Origin of the sequence: Pantoea sp. IMH (assembly GCF_000599885.1) — a bacterium.
Lineage (GTDB): Bacteria > Pseudomonadota > Gammaproteobacteria > Enterobacterales > Enterobacteriaceae > Erwinia.
The window spans coordinates 741,365-764,574 of sequence record NZ_JFGT01000002.1; the positions used below are offsets into that span (position 1 = coordinate 741,365).

The 23,210-nt window shown below is 53.1% G+C and carries 22 protein-coding genes, 6 tRNA genes and 1 other annotated feature (1 of these 29 cut by a window edge); of the genes, 7 read left to right on the plus strand and 21 right to left on the minus strand.

All coding sequences use genetic code 11. From position 1 onward, the window contains the following. Positions 1 to 55: a sequence feature (Phe leader region), on the plus strand; it begins 70 nt to the left of the window's first position. A gap of 22 nt (positions 56 to 77) precedes the next feature. The 3 genes from pheA (at position 78) to EA20_RS0103400 (ending at position 3,188) form a co-directional block, all read left to right on the plus strand. Further along, positions 78 to 1,238 (plus strand): bifunctional chorismate mutase/prephenate dehydratase, encoded by a 1,161-nt coding sequence (pheA, locus tag EA20_RS0103390; protein ID WP_024965495.1) that lies wholly within the window; start codon positions 78 to 80, stop codon positions 1,236 to 1,238. Positions 1,239 to 1,357: 119 nt separating this feature from the next. Then, complete coding sequence (locus EA20_RS0103395; RefSeq protein ID WP_024965496.1) at positions 1,358 to 2,413, plus strand: ABC transporter substrate-binding protein; 1,056 nt, start codon at positions 1,358 to 1,360, stop codon at positions 2,411 to 2,413. Between the two features lie 16 nt (positions 2,414 to 2,429). Continuing rightward, positions 2,430 to 3,188, plus strand: a complete 759-nt coding sequence (locus tag EA20_RS0103400; protein WP_038381519.1) for a substrate-binding domain-containing protein — start codon at positions 2,430 to 2,432, stop codon at positions 3,186 to 3,188. On the opposite strand, the gene tyrA is transcribed toward EA20_RS0103400, so the two are convergent. Next, positions 3,183 to 4,304: a bifunctional chorismate mutase/prephenate dehydrogenase gene (gene tyrA / locus EA20_RS0103405; protein WP_024965498.1), complete on the minus strand. Its 1,122-nt coding sequence runs from the start codon at positions 4,302 to 4,304 to the stop codon at positions 3,183 to 3,185. The genes EA20_RS0103400 and tyrA overlap by 6 nt on opposite strands. Positions 4,305 to 4,306: 2 nt before the next feature. Next, complete coding sequence (locus EA20_RS0103410) at positions 4,307 to 5,386, minus strand: 3-deoxy-7-phosphoheptulonate synthase (RefSeq protein WP_024965499.1); 1,080 nt, start codon at positions 5,384 to 5,386, stop codon at positions 4,307 to 4,309. Between the two features lie 485 nt (positions 5,387 to 5,871). Between EA20_RS0103410 and EA20_RS0103415 the strand changes: the two genes are divergently transcribed. Further along, complete coding sequence (locus EA20_RS0103415; protein ID WP_024965500.1) at positions 5,872 to 6,384, plus strand: GNAT family N-acetyltransferase; 513 nt, start codon at positions 5,872 to 5,874, stop codon at positions 6,382 to 6,384. Between the two features lie 295 nt (positions 6,385 to 6,679). Continuing rightward, positions 6,680 to 7,372 carry a CTP synthase gene (locus tag EA20_RS0103420; protein WP_024965501.1) on the plus strand — a complete coding sequence of 231 codons (693 nt, stop codon included), beginning with the start codon at positions 6,680 to 6,682 and terminating at the stop codon, positions 7,370 to 7,372. Positions 7,373 to 7,427: 55 nt separating this feature from the next. On the opposite strand, the gene rplS is transcribed toward EA20_RS0103420, so the two are convergent. The 5 genes from rplS to ffh form a co-directional block, all read right to left on the minus strand. Further along, positions 7,428 to 7,790 carry a 50S ribosomal protein L19 gene (gene rplS, locus EA20_RS0103425; protein WP_024965502.1) on the minus strand — a complete coding sequence of 121 codons (363 nt, stop codon included), beginning with the start codon at positions 7,788 to 7,790 and terminating at the stop codon, positions 7,428 to 7,430. Positions 7,791 to 7,822: 32 nt separating this feature from the next. Beyond that, complete coding sequence (gene trmD, locus EA20_RS0103430; RefSeq protein WP_024965503.1) at positions 7,823 to 8,605, minus strand: tRNA (guanosine(37)-N1)-methyltransferase TrmD; 783 nt, start codon at positions 8,603 to 8,605, stop codon at positions 7,823 to 7,825. Positions 8,606 to 8,640: 35 nt separating this feature from the next. Continuing rightward, positions 8,641 to 9,189: a ribosome maturation factor RimM gene (gene rimM, locus EA20_RS0103435; RefSeq protein ID WP_024965504.1), complete on the minus strand. Its 549-nt coding sequence runs from the start codon at positions 9,187 to 9,189 to the stop codon at positions 8,641 to 8,643. Between the two features lie 18 nt (positions 9,190 to 9,207). Further along, positions 9,208 to 9,456, minus strand: a complete 249-nt coding sequence (gene rpsP / locus EA20_RS0103440) for a 30S ribosomal protein S16 (protein ID WP_024965505.1) — start codon at positions 9,454 to 9,456, stop codon at positions 9,208 to 9,210. 136 nt (positions 9,457 to 9,592) lie between these two features. Next, complete coding sequence (gene ffh, locus EA20_RS0103445) at positions 9,593 to 10,954, minus strand: signal recognition particle protein (protein WP_024965506.1); 1,362 nt, start codon at positions 10,952 to 10,954, stop codon at positions 9,593 to 9,595. A gap of 163 nt (positions 10,955 to 11,117) precedes the next feature. Here ffh and EA20_RS0103450 point away from each other — a divergent pair, with 163 nt between their 5' ends. Both EA20_RS0103450 and EA20_RS0103455 read left to right on the plus strand, forming a co-directional pair. Continuing rightward, entirely contained in the window at positions 11,118 to 11,909 is a 792-nt protein-coding gene (locus EA20_RS0103450; protein WP_024965507.1) for an inner membrane protein YpjD, read from the plus strand. 25 nt (positions 11,910 to 11,934) lie between these two features. Continuing rightward, positions 11,935 to 13,221, plus strand: a complete 1,287-nt coding sequence (locus tag EA20_RS0103455) for an HlyC/CorC family transporter (RefSeq protein WP_024965508.1) — start codon at positions 11,935 to 11,937, stop codon at positions 13,219 to 13,221. A gap of 71 nt (positions 13,222 to 13,292) precedes the next feature. Here the strand turns inward: EA20_RS0103455 and luxS are convergent, their stop codons facing one another. From luxS to recA, 14 genes are all read right to left on the minus strand, one after another. After that, on the minus strand, positions 13,293 to 13,808 hold the full coding sequence (gene luxS, locus EA20_RS0103460) for an S-ribosylhomocysteine lyase (RefSeq protein WP_024965509.1): 516 nt from the start codon (positions 13,806 to 13,808) through the stop codon (positions 13,293 to 13,295). 154 nt (positions 13,809 to 13,962) lie between these two features. Then, the gene (gene gshA / locus EA20_RS0103465) at positions 13,963 to 15,522 is read right to left on the minus strand and encodes a glutamate--cysteine ligase (protein WP_024965510.1); all 1,560 of its coding nucleotides are present in this window, start codon (positions 15,520 to 15,522) and stop codon (positions 13,963 to 13,965) included. A gap of 72 nt (positions 15,523 to 15,594) precedes the next feature. Further along, positions 15,595 to 16,023 carry a YqaA family protein gene (locus tag EA20_RS0103470; RefSeq protein WP_024965511.1) on the minus strand — a complete coding sequence of 143 codons (429 nt, stop codon included), beginning with the start codon at positions 16,021 to 16,023 and terminating at the stop codon, positions 15,595 to 15,597. Beyond that, positions 16,020 to 16,586, minus strand: coding sequence for a fructose-1-phosphate/6-phosphogluconate phosphatase (yqaB, locus tag EA20_RS0103475; RefSeq protein WP_024965512.1), 567 nt, complete (start codon positions 16,584 to 16,586; stop codon positions 16,020 to 16,022). The genes EA20_RS0103470 and yqaB overlap by 4 nt, the downstream gene beginning before the upstream one ends. A 383-nt stretch (positions 16,587 to 16,969) precedes the next feature. After that, a tRNA-Arg gene (locus tag EA20_RS0103480) sits at positions 16,970 to 17,046 on the minus strand. Positions 17,047 to 17,111: 65 nt separating this feature from the next. Beyond that, positions 17,112 to 17,188 (minus strand) — tRNA-Arg (locus EA20_RS0103485). A gap of 59 nt (positions 17,189 to 17,247) precedes the next feature. After that, positions 17,248 to 17,324: transfer RNA gene (locus EA20_RS0103490), tRNA-Arg, on the minus strand. A 103-nt stretch (positions 17,325 to 17,427) separates the two neighbouring features. Next, positions 17,428 to 17,504, minus strand: a tRNA-Arg gene (locus EA20_RS0103495). Positions 17,505 to 17,681: 177 nt separating this feature from the next. Continuing rightward, positions 17,682 to 17,758, minus strand: a tRNA-Arg gene (locus EA20_RS0103500). A 3-nt stretch (positions 17,759 to 17,761) separates the two neighbouring features. Then, a tRNA-Ser gene (locus EA20_RS0103505) sits at positions 17,762 to 17,854 on the minus strand. A 320-nt stretch (positions 17,855 to 18,174) separates the two neighbouring features. After that, on the minus strand, positions 18,175 to 18,360 hold the full coding sequence (csrA, locus tag EA20_RS0103510) for a carbon storage regulator CsrA (RefSeq protein WP_004155916.1): 186 nt from the start codon (positions 18,358 to 18,360) through the stop codon (positions 18,175 to 18,177). Between the two features lie 239 nt (positions 18,361 to 18,599). Further along, positions 18,600 to 21,227, minus strand: coding sequence for an alanine--tRNA ligase (alaS, locus tag EA20_RS0103515; RefSeq protein WP_024965513.1), 2,628 nt, complete (start codon positions 21,225 to 21,227; stop codon positions 18,600 to 18,602). Between the two features lie 137 nt (positions 21,228 to 21,364). Next, entirely contained in the window at positions 21,365 to 21,880 is a 516-nt protein-coding gene (locus tag EA20_RS0103520; RefSeq protein ID WP_024965514.1) for a regulatory protein RecX, read from the minus strand. A 173-nt stretch (positions 21,881 to 22,053) separates the two neighbouring features. Further along, positions 22,054 to 23,121, minus strand: coding sequence for a recombinase RecA (gene recA, locus EA20_RS0103525; RefSeq protein WP_024965515.1), 1,068 nt, complete (start codon positions 23,119 to 23,121; stop codon positions 22,054 to 22,056). Positions 23,122 to 23,210: the final 89 nt, after the last annotated feature.

A 23,210-nucleotide genomic window follows, 5' to 3' on the forward strand; every position in this document is an offset into this window, starting at 1 on the left:
GAAAATGAATACGAAGACGAACAATAAAGCCTCCCCTCCGGGAGGCTTTTTTTTATGGACATCTGACAGGTAGGACTATGACCGCTGAAAATCCACTGCTGAGCCTGCGCCACAAAATCAGTGCTCTGGACGAAGAATTGCTGGGCCTGCTGGCTCAGCGCAGGGCGCTGGCGATTGAGGTTGCCGCAGCAAAAATGGCCTCTCACAGGCCGGTGCGCGACATTGATCGCGAGCGCGATCTGCTTGAACATCTTATTACGCTCGGTAAAAGCCACAATCTGGATGCGCATTACATCACACGCCTTTTTCAGCTGATTATTGAAGACTCCGTACTGACCCAGCAGGCGCTGCTGCAAAAGCATCTTAATAAAACCAGTGCACAATCTGCCCGCGTGGCCTTTCTTGGGCCGAAAGGTTCATACTCTCATCTCGCTGCCCGCCATTACGCCGCGCGTCACTTCGATAATTTTATCGAGAGCGGTTGCCTGAAATTTCAGGATATTTTCAATCAGGTGGAAACGGGCCAGGCTGATTACGCCGTGCTGCCTGTTGAAAATACCAGCTCAGGCTCTATCAATGAGGTTTACGACCTTTTGCAGCAAACCAGTCTGTCAATAGTGGGTGAGATGACGATTCCTATCGATCACTGCGTGTTGGTGACGGGAAGCACCGATTTACAGCAGATCGAAACAGTCTATAGCCATCCTCAACCCTTCCAGCAGTGCAGCCAGTTTATTAACCGTTTCCCACACTGGAAAATTGAATACACCGAAAGCACCGCCGCCGCGATGGAAAGGGTTGCAGCGCTTAATTCACCTAAGGTCGCGGCGCTGGGCAGCGAAGCGGGCGGTGAACTCTACGGATTACAGGTGCTGGAGCGTAATCTCGCAAATCAGCAACAGAATATTACCCGCTTTATCATTCTGGCCCGTAAACCGGTTGAGGTATCGCTTCAGGTTCCGGCCAAGACGACCCTGATCCTGGCAACCGGTCAACAGGCTGGCGCGCTGGTCGAAGCATTGTTGGTGCTTCGCCAGCACAATCTGGTGATGAGTAAACTGGAGTCACGCCCTATTAACGGTAATCCGTGGGAAGAGATGTTTTATATCGATTTCCAGGGCAACCTTCGCTCAGAAGAGGTTCAGCAGGCGCTGCGTGAACTGACGCCTATCACCCGTTCTCTGAAAGTGCTGGGCTGTTATCCAGGCGAAAATATTGTCCCCGTTATGCCTGAATAAGTTACCGCCACGTCAGCCATCTTAACGGATGGCTGCTTTCCTCCTCTTTCCGTAGTTCTCTTCCCCTGTTTTGCTTATCGCTATATAATTACTTATACAGCGAAATAACAGGATCTTTTATGCCACTCTTTTTCAGGGCCGCACTCGGCCTGGTGTTTATCAGCCTATTTTCTTTCTCCTGCCAGGCTACGCGTCAGGTGACCGATCAGCTTGGCCGGCAGGTCACTATTCCGGATAACGTCGATCGGGTTGTGGTGCTACAACATCAGACGCTAAACCTGCTGGTGCAGCTTGATGCTACGGATAAAATGGTGGGAATTCTTGGCAACTGGAAACAGCAGCTGGGCGATGATTATGCCCGGCTGGTACCAGCACTGAACAAACTGCCGACGCTGGGCGATCTTACCCATGTTGATCTGGAAAAACTGGTGGCGCTACGTCCTCAGGTAGTCTTTGTCACCAACTATGCACCGCAGGAAATGATCGATCAGATCCAGCAGTTGGGCATCGCCACTATTGCTATCTCCCTTCGTGCCGGCGACGCAACGCAGCAGAGCAAACTTAATCCGGTGCTCGCTGATGATGAGCAGGCTTATAACGAAGGGCTGCAGGAAGGGATCCGCCTGATCGGCCAGATCGTCAATAAGCCGGAGCAGGCTGAGGCGCTGATTGCCGCTACTTTCAGCTCGCGTCAGTTAACTCATGACCGGTTAAAATCTGTCCCGGAGGCCGAGCGCCTGCGTGTTTATATGGCGAACCCGGAGCTGACAACTTACGGATCCGGTAAATACACTGGCCTGATGATGATCCACGCAGGCGCACGCAACGTCGCAGCACCAACGATCAAAGGCTATAAGCAAGTCTCGATGGAACAAATCATCGCCTGGAACCCTCAGGTGATTTTCATCCAGCACCGTTATCCCCGCGTACTTGACGAAATAAAGCAGCAACCGGCATGGCAGGCCGTTGATGCGGTAAAAAACCATCGCGTCTGGCTGATGCCGGAATATGCAAAGGCATGGGGTTATCCTATGCCGGAAGCGATGGCTCTGGGCGAGTTGTGGATGGCGAAAAAGCTCTACCCGGCAACATTTAGTGATATTGATATGCAGCAGCGCACCAATACGTGGTATCAGCGTTTCTACCGCGCTTCATACACCGGCAGTAATGACTAAAGTGAGAAAACTGCAGATGGCCGAAGATAAATATATCTATGTGCTTGCCGCCGGCAGCCTCAGACCGGTTTGGCCATCGCTGATGGCCGCTTTTAAAACTCAGTCACCTGCTACAAAGATCATAACGGCATTTGGTCCGGCAGGGCTTCTCCGGGAACGAATTGAACAGGGTGAAAAATGCGATCTTTTCGCTTCTGCTAATCGGGCGCATCCGCAAAAGCTCTTACTGTTGGGGAAAGCGCTGGGCGTGACTATTTTTACGCATAATAAACTCTGCCTGACGCTTCCGGCGGCGCTTGCACAACGCGACTGGCTGTCGCTACTGGCCGATCCCGCTCTGCGGATCGGCACGTCAACGCCCCTGTCCGATCCCTCTGGGGATTACACCTGGCAGCTTTTTGATCGTATCGAAAAACAGCATCAAGGTCTGGGAGAGGATCTGAAGCGTCGGGCTCTGAAACTGGTGGGCGGCGCTGACAGTCTTCCCGTTCCGCCGGGGGAACTTGCTGCTACCTGGCTGTTGAAAACCGGACAGGCAGATATTTTTATTGGCTATCAGAGTTATGCTTCACTGATGGCGGCCAGAGCGGATTTTGTCACGCTGCCGGTGCCATCGCCTTATCAGGTTCGTGCCGACTATGCGTTTGCGTTATGTCACCACGCAGCACAACCGCTGGGCGATTTTTTATGTTCGGCAGAGGCGCGGGAGATATTTCTGGAAGCGGGGTTCAGTCATGATAAGGCCGTTTCCGGCCTTAGAGATGATGAGTTATAGCCGGTTGTCGTTAGCCTGACGCAGCAGCGTACGGCTTTCCAGCATAAAACGCTGGGCGTAGTCACCGAACCAGTGCTCCACTTTGCGGAAGCTGTCAATAAAGGCCTGTTTATCGCCCTGTTCAAGCAGCTTGATTGCTTCACCGAAGCGCTGATAATAGCGCTTAATCAGCGCCACATTACTGTCCGAAGACATGATAATGTCCGCATAGAGCTGAGGATCCTGGGCAAACAGGCGTCCAACCATCGCCAGCTCCAGCCGGTAAATCGGTGATGAGAGCGCCAGCAGCTGATCCAGCTGCACATTCTCTTCTGCCAGATGTAACCCGTAGGCGAACGTGGCAAAGTGACGCAGCGCCTGGATAAAGGCCATATTCTGGTCATGTTCAACCGCACTGGTGCGATGAAGACGCGCTCCCCATACCTGGATCTGCTCCAGAAACCACTGATAGGCTTCAGGCTGACGTCCGTCACACCAGACGACAACTTGTTTCGCCAGACTACCGCTGTCCGGACCAAACATAGGATGCAGCCCCAGCACCGGTCCGTTGTGCGCGGCCAGCATCGCCTGAAGCGGACTGTTTTTCACCGACGCCAGATCTACCAGAATGCAGTCTTCCGGCAGCGCTGGCAGCGTCGCGATCACCTCTTCAGTAAGATGAATCGGAACGCTGATAATAACCATACCGGCACCGGACAGCAGGCTTTCTGCCTGCGCCCAGTCCTCTTTATCGAGGATTTTTACCTGATAGCCGGAGAGCGTCAGCATTTTTTCAAACAGACGCCCCATCTGACCTCTGCCGCCCACGATCACCACGGGACGAAGCGTCGGACAGAGCGTTTTGAAACCTTTATCATTCTCACTCGAATAGGACTCACGCATGACCCTGCGTAATACGTCCTCAATCAGATCCGGTGGGACGCCCAGCCGTTCGGCCTCTTTACGTCGTGAAGCCAGCATAGAGGCTTCACGCTCCGGCACATAGATGGGCAGCCCGTACCGGCTCTTAACTTCTCCGACTTCAGCGACCAGCTCCAGCCTTTTGGCCAGCAGGTCGAGCAGCGCTTTATCCACATCATCAATTTTATCGCGTAGCGCGGTCAGTTCAGCGACCATTATTACCCCTCTTGTGACACACGCGCCGTCAGCACGCCGTCTAAATCCCGATGTATTTCACGCAGCAGTTCTTCCGTTGTTTCCCAGTTAATGCAGGCATCGGTCACGGAGACGCCGTAGCGCATCTCACTGCGCGGCTGTTCGGAAGTCTGATTGCCTTCATGCAGATGGCTTTCCAGCATCAGCCCCATGATCGAGCGGTTGCCATCTTTGATCTGCGCCACGGCGGATTCTGCCACGCCAGTCTGACGCCGGAAATCTTTATTCGAATTACCGTGACTGCAATCTATCATCAGGGAAGGACGCAGTCCTGCCTGTTGCATCTCTTTTTCACACTGCGCCACATCTTCAGGGCCGTAGTTAGGCTGCTTACCGCCGCGCAAAATAACGTGACCATCCGGGTTACCCTGAGTTTGGAGCAGGCAGACCTGGCCGCTCTGGTTGATTCCGACGAAACGGTGCGGCATAGCGGCCGCGCGCATGGCGTTGATGGCCGTTCCCAGACTGCCGTCCGTGCCGTTTTTAAAACCGACCGGCATTGAGAGGCCGGACGCCATTTCACGGTGAGTCTGTGATTCAGTCGTACGGGCGCCAATGGCTGACCAGCTGAACAGGTCGCCAAGGTATTGCGGGCTGTTAGGATCCAACGCTTCCGTTGCCAGTGGCAAGCCCATTTCGGCCAGATCGAGCAGCAGGCGACGCGCAATATGCAGCCCGGCTTCCATATCGAAAGAGTTATCCATGAAAGGATCATTAATTAATCCCTTCCAGCCAACGGTAGTACGGGGTTTTTCAAAATAGACGCGCATAACGATATACAGCTGATCCTTCAGCTGTTCAGACAGGATTTTCAGGTGACGGGCATACTCAAGCGCAGCTTCGGTATCATGAATTGAACAGGGACCGCAGACGACCAGCAGACGGTGATCTTTGCCGCTGATGATATCGGATATCGTCTGACGGGAAGCGGCAATCTGGTTTTCAAGCGCCTCCGTCAACGGAAACTGTTTTTTCAGTTCCTCCGGCGTAATTAAGATCTGTTCGTTGGTGATATGAACGTTGTTAAGCGCGTCTTTGTGCATGGCCATTATCCTGTTAATTCGTTATGCGTCGGTCACTGTTTAAGCTGTGAGGGTTAATGTATCAGATCGCGTACAAAACTCAATCCTGAGTTGTACAGTTTATATTACTAAAATTAAGCCAGCTCAATAAATCAATTATAAGCTATTGTTATATGAAGAATAATTAAAAAACAAAAACCCGCAGACCATCAGAATGTGTAATAAAATCGTTACACCACAACATTACTCTCGCCTGAAAGCTAAGTGGAGTGAATTCTTTACTTTTAAACCTCCATAACTTGCTGAGCCGCTTCGCTTAACTCAGGCGACCTGATGCCTGCCCTGATTAACGGCATGTGTCGCGCTTACTGAGGGGTAGCTGGCAGGCCAAACATCGAAGGCACGTTTATTCAGTTTGAAAAAAGGGTTTCATCACAACCTAAGGTTACGTTATACAGAGACCATTAAGTCCCGACCGACCAAACAGGATGAAAAGGAGAATAACGTTGAAGATAGCGTTTCGCCCGTTCAGAAATGAAGATGCCCCAGCGTTTGCGGCCGCCGTTAATAGTTCCCTCGATACCCTTCTCCCCTGGCTAACATGGCCTCATGCTGGCTTTACCAAAGAAGAAGCCCGCTGCTGGTTTGCAGTGACCCGGCTGATGCGGGAGAAAGGCAGCGCTAACGAACTGGGAATGTTTGCTGAGGATGGCCGCCTGCTTGGTGGTGCCGGTCTACGTTACTCTGTTGAGCAACGCAATCTCTGCTCTATTGGCTACTGGGTTCCTACTTGTGAACAACGTCAGGGAGTTGCCAGTCAGGCTGTACGTTATTTGCTGGCGCAAGCCTGGCAAAGCCCGGAAAGGGATACGGTGGAAATTCTTGCCGCCGAGGAGAACATCGCCAGCCGGGGTGTGGCGGTGCGTTGTGGCGCGGAGTTTAAAGGGATTCAGTATGGTCTGGCGATTCTGGATAGCGGGCCAGTGAACACGGCGGTTTATCATTTTTACCGGCCTTAACGACCTTATTAAAGCAGCTTACTTTGCCAGGGATCTCTGCAGCCAAAGAAACGACTTACTCTGGCGTGAAGCTTCCTTGTATCGATGAAACGCTGTTCCCTGCCATAAACGGCCCCCACATCCTGGAAAAGACATACGCGGGCCTTAACGTTCCCCTCTGCCAATAAAACGGCTTATTCTGGCGGGAACGACCCCATCAGCCAGTGTGAGTGGCCTCGCCGCGGTACGCCTGTTATCAGCTGTATTATTTACTCCTTTTGCTATAACCTCTTTTTTTCCTGTAAAGGATGCTCTCATGAAATCTCCACTTCGACTGGCCCTTGTTGGTGATTATCGTTCTTCCGCTGTTGCTCACCAGGCAATTCCCTCCGCCGTCGCCCTTGCCGCTGCTTCGCTGAACCTCTCAGCAATAGCCGAATGGGTGCCGACAGAAACGATAACCAGCTCTGCCCTGTTTCAACATTTCGACGCCATCTGGGTTGTTCCCGGTAGCCCTTATCAAAACGATGAAGGTGCCTATCTGGCGATTACCTGTGCGCGGGAGAATAACGTGCCATTCCTGGGCTCCTGTGGCGGCTTTCAGTATGCCGTTATCGAATATGCCCGCAATGTGATGGGCTGGCATGACGCCGCCCATGCGGAAACAGAGACTGAGGGGCGCGTGGTTATTTCACCGCTCAGCTGCTCGCTGGTGGAAAAAACGGGCGATGTTGTGCTGAAACCGGGATCTCTTATTGCCCGTGCCTATGGCAAACTGGAAACGAACGAGGGCTACCACTGTAACTTCGGCGTCAATCCGGACTTCGTGCAGGCGCTTGGAGATTTTCCGTTACGCATTACGGCATGGGACAGTGAGGGAGATGTACGGGGCATTGAACTGCCCGATCATAAGTTTTTTATCGCCACGCTGTTCCAGTCGGAACGCGCCGCGCTGCGCAACGCCCTTTCGCCGCTGGTCGTATCGCTGCTCCAGGCTGCCCGTCGCTAAATGACAGGCAAAAAAAAGGGCCGACCTTGCGGTCAGCCCCTTGTTCACTATTAACTTAGGATGCTGCTTTAGCGCCCAGACGTTCTTTGATACGTGCAGACTTACCGGTACGCTCACGCAGGTAGTACAGTTTGGCCTTACGTACGGCGCCACGGCGTTTAACAGCGATGCTGTCGATGACAGGTGAGTGAGTCTGGAATACACGCTCAACACCTTCGCCGTTAGAAATTTTACGAACAGTGAATGCAGAGTGCAGACCGCGGTTACGAATAGCGATAACCACGCCCTCGAATGCCTGCAGACGTTTCTTTGAACCTTCAACGACCCATACTTTCACTTCCACGGAATCACCCGGACGGAATGAAGGTACGTCCTGTTTCATCTGCTCTTGTTCGATTTGCTTGATAATGTTGCTCATAATTAAATCTCTTATCCTGGGTAAACTGATATTCAGGCGCTGCGGCTTCCGCCAGCATGCCCATCATCGTTATGTTGCTGGTTAAAGTCCTGTTGGAACTCCTTCAGCAACTTTGCTTGCTCTTCAGTCAGAGCCAGGTTTTCCAGAAGTTCAGGTCTTCTTAGCCAGGTACGGCCCAACGACTGTTTCAGGCGCCACCGGCGAATTTCGGCATGGTTACCCGACAGTAAAACTGGCGGAACTTCCATTCCTTCTAACACTTCAGGTCGGGTGTAGTGCGGGCAATCCAGCAGGCCATCGGAGAACGAATCCTCATCGGCCGACGCCTGTTTCCCCAGAACACCAGGTATAAACCGGGCGACTGAGTCAATCAGCGTCATTGCTGGCAGCTCCCCACCGCTGAGTACATAATCGCCAATCGACCATTCTTCGTCGATTTCGGTTTTGATTACGCGCTCATCTATCCCTTCATAGCGGCCACAAACCAGAATTAACTTCTCGCTTGTCGCCAGCTCGCAAACCCCATTTTGATCGAGTTTGCGCCCCTGAGGTGAAAGATAAATCACCTTTGCCCCTTCTCCCGCCGCTGCTTTCGCTGCGTGGATGGCATCCCGTAAGGGTTGAACCATCATCAGCATTCCCGGTCCGCCGCCGTAAGGACGATCGTCCACGGTACGGTGCCGGTCATGAGTAAAGTCACGAGGACTCCAGCTCTGAATGCTGAGCAGGCCGTTTTTTACTGCCCGGCCGGTTACTCCGTAATCGGTAATCGCGCTGAACATCTCCGGGAACAGGCTGATTATGCCAATCCACATCGACTGCGCGGGCGTTTTACCGTCTCGTACGGAGCTCAAAAACCAGGATCCCAATCGACTTCAATCGTGCCGGTAGTGAGATCGACATTCTTGATAACCTGTCCATCAAGGAACGGAATCAGCCGCTCCTTCGCACCAAATGCATCCTTCAGGTTTGCCTTAACGACGAGAACGTCGTTCGAACCAGTTTCCATCAGCTCAGTGACTTTTCCCAGTTCGTAACCCTGAGTGGTAACTACCTGGCAACCGATAAGGTCTTTCCAGTAGTAGTCGCCGTTTTCAAGGGCCGGCAGCTGAACAGAATCCACGACAATTTCGCAATTGGTCAGCAGACCTGCAGCATCACGATCGTCAATGCCTTTGACTTTGATGATCATGTCCTGATTGTGGCGCTTCCAGCCTTCCAGCTCGATAAGCTGCCATTGACCCGCCCGCTGGATAAACCACGGCTGATAGTCAAAAATGCTTTCGGCATCTTCGGTGGAGGAAAACACTTTGAGCCAACCACGGATACCGTAGGCCGACCCCATCTTCCCCAGTACTAATGGGTTAGCGGGAGACTGCGCGGCGAGTTGCTTGCTCATGTTGACCACCGTGACAGATTAAGCTGCTTTCTTAGCTTCTTTGATCAGCGCACCAACGCGATCGGAAACAGTAGCGCCCTGGCCAACCCAGTGCTCAATGCGGTCCAGATCCAGACGCAGTGCTTCAGCCTGACCAGATGCGATCGGGTTGAAGAAACCAACGCGCTCGATGAAACGACCGTTGCGAGCATTACGGCTGTCAGTAACGACGACCTGATAGAACGGACGCTTTTTAGCGCCGTGACGTGCCAAACGAATTGTTACCATAACATCCTCTTTAGTGAATAAAACAACCGGGCCCCATTGAGGGAACGGGGCCCGGGTGCAATATAAAAAGCCCGAAAATTTTACTCATTTTGGCGTAAAAAGCAATCTAATTCGCCCGAGTCGCTTTTCGGCTGATTTAACGTCCCGGGAAGCCCGGCGGCATCATACCTTTCATGCCGCGCATCATCTTCGCCATTCCGCCCTTTTTCATCTTCTTCATCATGCGCTGCATGTCGTCAAACTGCTTCAGCAAGCGGTTAACGTCCTGCACCTGCATACCTGAACCTGTTGCGATGCGGCGTTTACGGGAACCTTTAATGATTTCCGGTTTTTCACGCTCTTTACGCGTCATGGAGTTAATCATCGCCTCCATCCGCACCAGCACTTTGTCATCCATCTGCGACTTCACATTATCTGGCAGCTGCCCCATGCCAGGCAATTTGCCCATCAGGCTGGCCATGCCGCCCATGTTGCGCATCTGCTTAAGCTGATCCAGAAAGTCATTCAGATCAAAACCGTCGCCCTTCTTCATCTTGGTGGCGAGCTTCTCAGCCTGGGCACGGTCGACTTTACTTTCAATATCTTCAATCAGCGACAGTACGTCGCCCATGCCCAGAATGCGCGAGGCAATGCGCTCCGGGTAAAACGGCTCCAGCGCATCGGTCTTTTCACCGACACCCATGAATTTGATCGGCTTACCGGTAATATGACGAATCGACAACGCAGCACCGCCACGCGCATCCCCATCAACCTTGGTCAGTACGACGCCGGTCAGCGGCAGCGCTTCATTAAACGCCTTCGCGGTGTTGGCGGCATCCTGGCCGGTCATCGCATCGACCACAAACAGGGTTTCTACCGGATTAATCGCGGCGTGAACCTGTTTGATCTCGTCCATCATCGCTTCGTCGACATGTAAACGACCCGCGGTATCTACCAGCAGCACATCGTAAAATTTCAGCTTTGCCTGCTGCAGCGCGTTTTTCACGATATCGACCGGTTTCTGGCTGAGATCGGAAGGACAGAAATCAACCCCAACCTGTTCGGCCAGCGTTTCAAGCTGTTTTATCGCCGCAGGGCGATAGACGTCAGCAGAGACGACCAGCACCTTTTTCTTGTGCTTTTCACGCAGAAATTTACCCAGCTTACCGACGCTGGTGGTTTTACCCGCACCTTGCAGGCCAGCCATCAGCACCACGGCTGGCGGCTGGGCTGCCAGGTTGAGGGTATTATTTTCGGCCCCCATTGCGGCAACCAGTTCGCCCTGCACTATTTTGACGAATTCCTGCCCCGGCGTCAGGCTCTTATTAACATCATGCCCCACCGCACGCTCTTTGACGCGGCTAATGAAGTCACGCACGACCGGCAGCGCAACGTCCGCTTCGAGCAGCGCCATGCGCACTTCGCGCAGGGTATCTTTAATATTGTCTTCGGTCAGCCGTCCACGGCCGCTGATATTGCGCAGGGTTTGCGACAATCTGTCGGTTAAATTATCAAACATCGTCTCTCGCTCGCGTAATGAGAGGTCGCCAGGCGACACAATGGGGCGGATTATAACATGAAGCTGTAGCGATCTCAGCCATCAGCGTTGAGATCGTTTGGAGCCAGAAGCGGCTGGCGCTATACTGGTTTTTTTCTTATCTGGCCGGTACCTGACACTTCTTATGTCCGTTTTTTCGATTCTGGCGCTTCTCGCCTACTCTTGCAGCCTTGCACTGATCGTCCCGAGCCTGCTTCGCAAGCAGAGCGGCTGGCGTCGCCTGGCGGTCATGTCAGCCATTGTGGCGCTGGTGTGCCACGCCGTCGCCCTGCAGCAGCGCATTTTTGCCTTCGACAACGGCCAGAATCTCAGCCTGTTGAATATTGGCTCGCTGGTCAGCCTGCTGATATGCGCCATTATGACCATCGTTGCGTCACGCAACCGGGGCTGGATCCTGCTGCCCATTGTGTACAGCTTCGCATTGATCAATCTTGCCTTTGCGACCTTCGTGCCTAACGCCTTCATCACGCATCTGGAAACGACGCCAGGGATGATGGTGCATATTGGTCTGGCGCTGTTTGCCTATGCTACGCTGATTATTGCCGCGCTGTATGCGCTACAACTGGCGTGGATAGACTATCTTCTTAAGAACAAGAAGCTGGCATTCAGTCACGATATTCCGCCGCTGATGACGATTGAACGTAAAATGTTCCACATCACGCAGGTTGGCGTCGTGTTGCTGACGCTGGTACTCTGTACCGGTTTGTTTTATATGGATAACTTATTCAGCCGCGAGAATATTGATAAAGCCGTGCTCTCTATCCTCGCCTGGTTTGTCTATATCGTTTTGCTCTGGGGTCACTATCATGAGGGCTGGCGTGGACGCCGCGTCGCATGGTTCAACTGCGGTGGGGCTTTTCTGCTGACCATGGCTTACTTCGGTAGCCGCATGCTTCAGCACTTTTTAACCTCCTGACCCTCAACTTTAAGGAATTTCCTCGTTGGAAAATGTTTCGACCACCGCCCTAATCATTACGCTGGTCATCATGCTTGTGGTTTCCGCCTATTTCTCAGGGTCGGAAACCGGCATGATGACCCTCAACCGCTACAAGCTGCGGCACCTTGCTAAAAACGGCCATCGTGGCGCCCGTCGCGTCGAGAAACTGTTGCGTCGCCCTGACCGGCTGATAAGTCTGGTACTGATCGGCAATAATCTGGTCAATATTCTGGCCTCAGCGCTGGCCACTATCGTGGGTATGCGTCTCTACGGTGATGCTGGTGTGGCTATCGCGACCGGTATTCTGACCTTTGTCGTGCTGATTTTTGCCGAGGTTCTGCCGAAAACCGTTGCCGCGCTTTATCCGGAGAAAGTGGCTTTCCCCAGCAGCGTATTACTGGCGCCGCTGCAGATTGTGATGATGCCGTTGGTCTGGCTGCTGAACACTATTACCCGGCTTCTGATGCGTATGGTTGGCATCAAGGCTGACGGCGCGATGAGCGCAGCACTCAGCAAGGAGGAGCTGCGCACTATCGTTTATGAGTCACGCTCGCTGATGTCACGCCGCAATCAGGATATGCTGCTGTCGGTGCTCGATCTTGAGAAGGTCAACGTCGACGATATTATGGTGCCGCGTAATGAAATCGTCGGCATCAATATCAATGATGACTGGAAATCGATCGTCCGTCAGCTGACCCACTCTCCTCATGGTCGCATCGTGCTCTACCGCGACTCGCTGGACGATACCATCAGCATGCTGCGCCTGCGTGAAGCCTATCGGTTGATGACCGAGAAAAAAGAGTTCACCAAAGAGGTGATGCTGCGTGCGGCTGATGAGATTTACTACGTGCCAGAAGGCACGCCGCTCAACGTGCAGTTGGTAAAATTCCAGCGTAATAAAAAGAAAGTGGGTCTGGTAGTTGATGAATATGGTGATATTAAGGGCCTGATTACCATTGAGGACATTCTCGAAGAGATCGTCGGTGACTTTACCACCTCTATGTCCCCTTCTCTGGCAGAAGAAGTGATGCCGCAGAATGATGGCTCAGTGTTAATTGAAGGCAGCGCTAACGTGCGTGAGCTGAATAAAGCGTTCAACTGGATGCTGCCGGAAGAAGAGGCACGTACGGTCAACGGTATGGTTCTGGAAGCGCTGGAAGATATCCCTCTGCCGGATACCACAGTGCAAATCGGCGACTATGCGATCGATATTCTCGACGTGCAGGAAAACATGATTAAGCAGGTCAGGATCCGTCCACAGCAATCCTTGAAGGAATCGGTGGGATCGTAGAAATAAGTAGGGGCGGAAAATACCGCCCCTGGTCACTCTGTTCTGGAGCAGCTACAGCGCCCCGCCCCGGACTAGATATGCAGTTCTTTCAGTTTTTCTTTCGGCAGTGCCAGCTCGTCGTTATGGTTAACGCGAATATCATTCTCAATGATATGACGTGCGATATCCTGCGCTTCATCCAGCGAATGCATCTCATAGGTACCGCACTGATATTCGTTCAGCTCCGGTATGGTGCGCTGGTGAGTCACTTTCAGCACGTCCTGCATGGCGGCTTTCCATGCGCTGGCTACGCGCTGCTCATCCGGCGCGCCGATCAGGCTCATATAAAAACCGGTGCGGCAGCCCATAGGCGAAATATCAATGATTTCCACGCCATCACCGTTCAGGTGATTACGCATAAACCCGGCGAAGAGGTGCTCCAGCGTGTGGATTCCGCGCTCAGGCATCACCTCTTTATTCGGCTTGCAGAAGCGCAGGTCGAAAACGGTCAGCGTATCGCCATGAGGCGTGGTCATGGTTTTGGCCACGCGTACCGCAGGTGCCGCCATAATCGTATGATCGACGGTAAAGCTATCCAACAATGGCATATGGTTACCTCAACTGATGAAATTATTTATAAAACGATGAAACTTTCTCTGTCCAGCCCGGTCTTAACTTATGAAAGACGCGCATTTTGTTATCATCATCCCTGACAACAGAGATGTTATTTTGGCCACAGTGATGTGGCCTTTTTCTTTGGTGCTAGCCACGGCTCTTCAGAAAGTCTTCAAAGCTAAGCGTATCACTTTCTTCGATTTCCTGCTGGCTAACCTGAGAACGTGCGGCTTCTTCTGCGAACCGATCTTCACTCAGAATCTCCAGCGGCTCCTCAGTCAGCTGATGACGATACTGCTCCGCCAGCGCCAGCCCTGTTCCACTGATACCGTTCTCTTTCATCATCATCAGAATCCGGGCTGAGTACGTCAGATCCGGATCGTCGAAACAGGCGACCAGGCGATCGCACACTTCCTGATACTGATGATTACCGTGCTGACTGTCCAGCGTTTGCGCCACGCGACGGAGATCGCTGAACAGCGTTTTGCCAACTTCCGCCAGCGGGCTTTGCGCTTCGCCGCAGCCGATGTCCAGCATCAGGCCCGGCTTGCGCCCTTCCAGAATAACGCGGTTCCAGTTCGCCCGTGTGCACTGAAGCTCGTCACTGCTCATTTCCGGCGCTTCTGCGAGCGTACACCAGATAAGGAAGAGATCGAGGAAGCGCACCTGGTTTGCATCCACGCCGGTTGGCGAGAATGGATTAATATCCAGTGAACGCACTTCAATATATTCAATACCGCCGCGCAGCAGGGCGTCAGACGGATTTTCGCCGGAACGCGTGACGCGTTTAGGACGAATAGGTGCATAAAGCTCATTTTCAATTTGCAGCACGTTGGTATTGAGCTGGAGCCAGTTGCCCTGCTCATCCTTCGTTCCCATCCGCGCATACTCTTCTGACGGGGTTTTGATCGCCGCCTTCAGCGCTTTCACATACTCCGGCAGATTATTGAACGTAATGCCCAGTCCGCTCTGAGACTTATTGGTATATCCCAGATCGCTCAGCCTTAATGAGGTTGCGTAAGGCAGATAGAGCATGCCTTTGTCGGTGCGCTCAAAAGGCAGCCTGGTTTCTTTACCTTGCAGAAAGGAAGAACAAATCGCTGGCGAGGCACCAAACAGGAACGGAATAATCCAGCCAAACCGGTAATAGTTACGGATCAGGCGCAGGTAGCCGTCAGAGATTGCATCATGACCGCTCTGCTCGTCCACAATGCCGGCTCTGGCCTGCCAGAAACTCAGCGGCAGGGAAAAGTTATAGTGAACGCCTGAAATCACCTGCATTAACGCGCCATAACGATTCTTCAAGCCCTGGCGGTAGAGCGTTTTCATGCGTCCGATATTTGACGTGCCGTACTGAGCCAGCTCAATCTCATTACTGTCTTCAATCAGGCACGGCATACTCATCGGCCACATCCGCTCTTCGCCTAAGTCACGGGCGACGTGGCGATGTATGTCACGCAGAAAAGTCAGCAGATGATCGATATCGTCATCCACCGGGGTGATAAATTCCAGCAGCGTTTCCGCAAAGTCGGTGGTAATCCACTTATGCGTTAAAGCGGAGCCAAGAGATTGAGGGTGCCCGGTAGTGGCCAGATGCCCATTGGGTCTGACGCGCAGCGTCTCGCGTTCAATACCGCGACCAATGCCTTTCAGTGCGTCAGGATGAGCTTCCAGCCAGGAAAGCGCCTGTGATACATCCGGGATCAAATTGACCTCCCGCTCGGAGAAAGATTTTTATTGTTAAGCATAATGTTAAACGCAGCCCTGATTCTTCGCGAATCAGTGCCACCATTCCATGCCCTGTAATGTTGCAAAAGCCAGCGCAACGTAGCGTAAGGTCTTACCGACAGCGAGAAAAATCACCGTCGGCAGCCAGGCGAAACGAAGCCAGCCGGCGAGAACGCACAGCAAGTCGCCCATCACGGGTAACCAGCTGAGTAGTAATGCAGCAGGCCCCCACCGGTGCAGCCATGCTGTTGCTGTGTCATGCCATCGCCCCTGCCGTTTCACCGGCAGACAGCGACCCAGTATAATATTTGTCAGGCCGCCTAACGTGTTACCGAATGCGGCAATAAAGATTAAGCCGCTGACTGAGGCTTTGCCTTTTATCAGCAGGCCAGCCAGCAGCACTTCCGAACTACCAGGCAACAGCGTGGCGCTCAGGAAACTGCTGGCGAACAGGGAACCGTAGGTGAGCCACTCACTCACAGCAGACGGACGTCAACAAAATCCATTCCCGCCGCCTTCGCCGCCTGAATGCCAAAATCAGCGTCTTCAAACACCACGCAGCGGGCAGGTTCCACTTTCAGAAGCTCGGCACAGCGCAGGAAGGTTTCCGGCTCCGGCTTGTGGCGGGTCACATCATCGGCGCCGACAATGGCATCGAAGCAGTCGCGTAACCCCAGGTGCTGGAGAAGTGCTTCCGCCATGGCGTGCTCACTGCCCGTTCCCACGGCCATAGGACGCTTCCCTTTCCAGGCTTTGACTACCTCAATCAGCGGCAGTGGCCGGACGGTATCAAACAGCATCGCCTTAAGCGCTGTGGTTTTTTCCTGGGCCAGCGCGACAGGATCGAGATCGCTCTGGTGGCTGGCGATAATGACTTCCGCTATTCGCCAACTGGGGGAACCGTTGAGGCCAATCACTGTACGCTCATCAAAAGTGAGTCCATAGCGGGCCAGAACGGTTTGCCAGGCTTTACGGTGCGTCGGTTCGGTATCGAGAATGGTGCCATCCATATCAAATATCAAACCGTCATAATGGCCGTACATACTCACCCCTAATCCTGATTAAGCGAACGGTTACTTTAGCGCAAAGCGCTCTTCTTGTCGCTGTTGGCATGGATCCGCAAATGCCTTGAAATAATTGAGGAATTTTATTATCAGATTTTCCTGTGGGGGTACGGATCGTCGCGGGCAGGGTGTAAAAAACCCGGTAATCAGCGAGATAAGTAAAAATTGAGTTAAGTCAGCGGGTTTTCCGACAGCAAGTTACCGGAACATATGAAACGTCGGATGATAAACATGGTTCAGGATAAATGGGTAACAGGATATTTAACGGAGTGGATAACAAGAAGAACTAACAGGATGAATAACGGCGAAGATTACGCGTAGCGCTGAAGGATGCCAGAAGCGATCGGGATGGAACGTAGAGATGGTGCATCCGGGAGGATTCGAACCTCCGACCGCTCGGTTCGTAGCCGAGTACTCTATCCAGCTGAGCTACGGATGCATTGGGTAATACCGGGGAACTACCGCATCGAGACGTTAACAACAGACTCACTGCGTTCTGAATAATGGTGCATCCGGGAGGATTCGAACCTCCGACCGCTCGGTTCGTAGCCGAGTACTCTATCCAGCTGAGCTACGGATGCATTGGGTAATACCGGGGAACTACCGCATCGAGACGTTAACAACAGACTCACTGCGTTCTTGGTGCATCCGGGAGGATTCGAACCTCCGACCGCTCGGTTCGTAGCCGAGTACTCTATCCAGCTGAGCTACGGATGCATCGGATAATACTGAGGGAGATTACGTGACAAACCTGAGGAGATACTGAAGAAACTGACATGCCATTTTGTTCCTGCCGGGATTACGCCCTTTCGGTTTAAAATGGTGCATCCGGGAGGATTCGAACCTCCGACCGCTCGGTTCGTAGCCGAGTACTCTATCCAGCTGAGCTACGGATGCATTGCAAATTCTGGTATAACGCAGGGTGCTGACGACTCACCGTGATACAGGCTGCTAACACCGTATCCTGAAACTAAAACAGGTTGTTCGTGGTGAATACGGCTTAGCTTCTCCGCTTTCACTTCCTTCATGACCGGTAAGACACCAGACACTCAGGGAACAGCATGCTCTTGAAAATGGTGCATCCGGGAGGATTCGAACCTCCGACCGCTCGGTTCGTAGCCGAGTACTCTATCCAGCTGAGCTACGGATGCAAATGGCGGTGAGGCGGGGATTCGAACCCCGGATGCAGCTTTTGACCGCATACTCCCTTAGCAGGGGAGCGCCTTCAGCCTCTCGGCCACCTCACCATACGCACTCTTGCGAGTTGTGCTTCAGAACTTGTTTCTGCTCATCGGCACTGCGTGGCGCACATATTACTTTGGCGGACTTATAAGTCAAACAATTTTTCCCCTTCCGTGTTTAATTGCACACTTCCCACGCAATCCGGGCGTTTTGGCGGCAAAAAGAGTGAATTATCAACAATGAAAGGACGCCTGCGCGCGTAAAAATCATGAGGGCTCAGAAGAGATAAATGGAAGAAGAGATAATCAGAAAAAGAAGAAACGAAGGGAAGAATGCGTGAAAAAACCGGTAGCGCCTCGCTTCAGACAGCGAGGCGCAGGATCCGTTAGTAACTCGTTTGCTGAGTTTTTTCGGCCTGGATACGCTGATAGATCTCTTCACGATGGACCGATACTTCTTTCGGGGCGTTCACACCGATGCGAACCTGGTTACCTTTCACACCCAGCACCGTTACAGTCACCTCATCGCCAATCATGAGGGTTTCACCAACTCGTCGAGTTAGAATAAGCATTCTTTGCTCCTTGAAAGATTAAAAGAGTCGGGTCAACTGTCTCCCGGCATATCCATCGTATTACGCTAAATGTAGACCATGACAAATACATCACAAGCACATCGTCATACCATTACATTCTGCTGATACTAAGTTTAGCCGAAATACACACTATCAACCCGACTTTATGATTTTATGGGCGCACCGGACAAAAAACGCTGCCACAACCTGCCACAGCGTTTTCTGAGATGCATTTTTGGTTACAGTTTTTCTGTCACCCATGATTCGACACCAGCCAGCGCAGCGGGTAGTGCGGCAGCATCTGTGCCTCCCGCCTGAGCCATATCCGGTCGTCCACCACCTTTACCGCCAACCTGCTGGGCCAGTGCACCCACCAGCTCGCCGGCTTTAACGCGGTCAGTCAGATCTTTTGTCACCCCGGCAATCAGAGAGACTTTGCCGTCAGAAACCGTTGCCAGCACGATGACTGCGGATTTAAGCTGGTTTTTCAGCTCGTCCACCATCGTACGCAGCATTTTGGGTTCCACGTTAGCCAGTTCGCTAACCAGCAGCTTCGCCCCTTTAATTTCAACAGCCTTACTGCTCAGTGAGGCGCTCTCCTGAGCCGCCTGCTGATCTTTAAGCTGCTGTAATTCCCGTTCAAGCCCGCGCGCATGATCGATCATCGCTCGCACTTTCTCACCCAGATTGCTGTTATTTGCCTTCAGCAGCTGCGCGATATCCTGTAACTGTTCGCTCTGCGCATAGACCTGCATCAACGCACGCTCGCCGGTAACGGCCTCAATACGACGGATACCGGCAGCTGTTCCCGATTCAGCAATGATGCGGAACAACCCGATGTCGCCCGTACGGCTGGCATGTGTCCCACCACAGAGTTCGGTAGAGAAGTCGCCCATCGACAGGACGCGCACGCGATCGTCATATTTCTCGCCGAACAGCGCCATTGCGCCATGCGCTTTGGCATCCTCCAGATCCATGATGTTCGTCTCAATGGCAAGATTGCGGCGAATCTGGGCATTGACGATCTCTTCAACCTGACGGACTTCCTGCGGCTTCATCGCTTCAAAATGCGAGAAGTCGAAGCGCAGGTATTTATCATTAACCAGCGAGCCTTTCTGCGCCACATGATGCCCCAGAACCTGGCGCAGTGCAGCATGAAGCAGGTGCGTTGCTGAGTGATTCAGACGAATGCGGGCACGACGCGCTTCATCCACATGAGCAGCCAGACGATCGCCCAGACGCACATGACCTGATGCCAGCTTGCCAATATGGCCGATGGCCTGACCATATTTTTGCGTATCGGTCACGGCAAACAGCGCGCTATCGCTTTTCAGCTCGCCGGTATCGCCCACCTGGCCGCCAGACTCACCGTAGAACGGCGTCTCGTCCAGAACGATAACGCCTTCCTGCCCGGCAGTGATTTCAGTGGCGGGCTCACCTTCAACGAAAATGGCCTTAACGGCTGCGCTCAGTGCCAGCTGCTCATACCCTTTGAAGCTTGAGGCTTCATCAATGCGGATCACATTATTGTAATCTGTGCCGAAACCACTGGCTTCACGTGCGCGCTGGCGCTGCTGCTCCATCGCCCGCTCGAAACCCGCTTCATCAATTTTCAGATTACGCTCACGGCAGACGTCTGCGGTCAGATCGACCGGGAAGCCGAAGGTGTCGTAAAGGCGGAAAACCGTTTCGCCATCCAGCGTATCGCCCTGCACTTTTTCCAGCTCTTCATCAAGCAGAGCCAGTCCGCGCTCCAGCGTTTTGGCAAACTGCTCTTCTTCGGTTCGCAGTATCTGTTCGACCTGCGCCTGCTGCGCCGCCAGTGCTTCACCTGCCGCGCCCATCACTTCAATCAGCGGACCTACCAGCTTCCAGAAGAACGTGCCCTGCGCGCCCAGCATATTGCCATGACGGACAGCGCGACGGATAATGCGGCGCAGCACATATCCCCGGTTTTCATTAGATGGCGTTACGCCATCAGAAACGAGGAAAGCGCATGAACGGATATGGTCAGCAATCACACGCAGCGACTTACTGGAAAGGTCGGTTGCACCGGTCACTTCGGCAACGGATTTAATCAGCTTCTGGAACAGATCGATTTCGTAGTTGGAATTCACATGTTGCAGGACGGCCGCGATACGCTCCAGCCCCATACCGGTATCGACAGAAGGTTTCGGCAGCGGCAGCATGGTACCGTCAGACTGGCGGTTGAACTGCATAAAGACGATGTTCCAGATCTCGATAAAACGGTCGCCATCTTCTTCTGCGCTACCCGGTGGGCCGCCCCAGATATGGTCACCATGGTCAAAGAAGATCTCAGAGCAAGGACCGCACGGGCCGGTATCGCCCATCTGCCAGAAGTTATCAGAGGCATAAGCGCTGCCTTTGTTATCGCCGATGCGGATGATGCGCTCACGCGGTACACCCACTTCCTTCTCCCAGATATCAAAAGCTTCGTCGTCGGTTTCATAAACGGTGACCCACAGCTTCTCTTTCGGCAGGTTAAACCACTGCTCGGCGGTCAACAGTTCCCAGGCAAAGCCGATCGCTTCCCGTTTGAAGTAATCGCCAAAGCTGAAGTTGCCAAGCATTTCAAAAAAGGTGTGGTGACGCGCCGTGTAGCCGACGTTCTCCAGATCGTTATGTTTGCCGCCCGCGCGGACGCAGCGCTGGGAGGTTGTGGCGCGTGAATAGTTTCGCTTATCCCCGCCGAGGAAAACGTCTTTGAACTGGTTCATTCCGGCGTTGGTAAAAAGCAGCGTCGGGTCGTTGGTCGGAACAAGGGAGCTGCTGGCTACAACCTGATGTCCCTTGCTCTGAAAAAAGTCGAGAAACGCCTGGCGAATCTCCGCAGTGCTCTTGCTCATAATTATCCTGGAATCACGCTAGCGAACATTTCGTGGGTTGTTTTACCGGCAGGATGGCCCTTTTCCCGGCAACGCACGATCAAAAAGTGGTGAATAAGATAAATTTTCTTCGGGGGGAAGTAAAATCCCATCGCAGCTCATTCGTCAAAATGGGAGAAAACCCCGCGAATATCTTCTGAAAAGAAGCCTTTAGTCATCAGATAGCGTTGTACTTTGGCTTTTTCCTTCCAGTCTGTCGGCAGCGGCAGGCCGAACTTGCGTACGGCCACTTCATAAGCCTGCTTCTGCCAGTCAATATCGGCCTCAGCCAGCGCCTCATCCGTCAGCAATTTATCCACGCCCTTCTGTCCCAGCTCCATCCGGATACGCTGGGGACCGTAGCCTTTTCTGCTGCGGCTCGCCACAAAACGTCCGGCGAAATGGGCATCATCCAGATAGCGGTTTTCATAACACCAGGCCACCACGCGGTCGATCTGCTCAGGCGTAACCATCTCCGGCTCCTGTAACTTATTTTTCGCAAACATGGCAGCGCGCTCGGCCGACAGCGACAGCTTACGGCGGAATTCCGCCTCGCTGTGGTCGCGCATCGCCAGAATGCGCATCGCCCGATCAAGCAGGCGCGTAAACTGGCTACGTTCAGTGGCGTCAGACATCTTACTCCACGGGATTATCAGGTGATAAACAGAATCTAAGGTTAGCGGGGAACGCTATAAGAAACAAAAGGTGTTTGGCGGGGGCGTCGAAAAAAGGCAGACATAAAAAAAGAGCGGCTGTTACGCCGCTCTTTCATCTCTGAACTGACCTCAGCGGAGAGAACACCGCTGGATCAGAAGTTCTCGTTTGCTTCGCCCGTTTCGTCAGCTTCCGCTGCCGTTGGCGTAAAATCAGGCTTGCTATCCGGGTTGCTCAGCAGCATCTCGCGCAGCTTCGCTTCAATCTCGTTGGCTACGGCCGGGTTTTCCTTAAGGAAGTTACCCGCATTGGCCTTGCCCTGGCCAATTTTATCGCCGTTGTAGCTGTACCAGGCGCCCGCTTTTTCAATCAGCTTATGCTTCACGCCCAGATCGACCAGCTCGCCATAAATGTTAATGCCTTCACCATACATAATCTGGAATTCAGCCTGCTTGAACGGGGCGGCAATCTTGTTCTTCACCACCTTCACGCGGGTTTCGCTTCCCACCACTTCGTCGCCCTCTTTGATGGCGCCGATACGGCGGATATCGAGGCGAACGGAGGCATAAAACTTCAGCGCGTTACCCCCGGTCGTGGTTTCCGGGTTACCGAACATCACACCGATTTTCATACGGATCTGGTTGATAAAGATCAGCAGCGTACTGGAGTTCTTCAGGTTACCCGCCAGCTTACGCATCGCCTGACTCATCATACGCGCCGCCAGGCCCATGTGAGAGTCGCCGATTTCACCTTCAATTTCCGCTTTCGGCGTCAGGGCCGCCACGGAGTCAACGATGATCACGTCAACCGCACCGGAACGTGCCAGCGCATCACAGATTTCCAGCGCCTGCTCACCGGTATCCGGCTGCGAGCAGAGCAGGTTATCGATATCCACGCCCAGCTTCTTCGCATAAACCGGGTCAAGGGCGTGTTCGGCATCGATAAATGCGCAGGTTTTGCCTTTGCGCTGCGCGGCGGCGATAACCTGCAGCGTCAGCGTGGTTTTACCTGAGGATTCCGGCCCGTAGATTTCAACAATACGGCCCATTGGCAGACCGCCCGCGCCCAGCGCGATATCCAGCGACAGGGAACCGGTAGAGATGGTTTCCACGTCCATGGTACGGTCTTCACCCAGGCGCATGATGGAGCCTTTACCAAATTGCTTTTCAATCTGGCCCAGCGCTGCTGCCAGTGCTTTTTGCTTGTTTTCGTCAATAGCCATTTCAACTCCTCATCATGCGGGGTAAAGACGCGCTCGGCGGCTTTGCTCATAGTCAATACGGGGACAATTATACTGTATAGTCATACAGT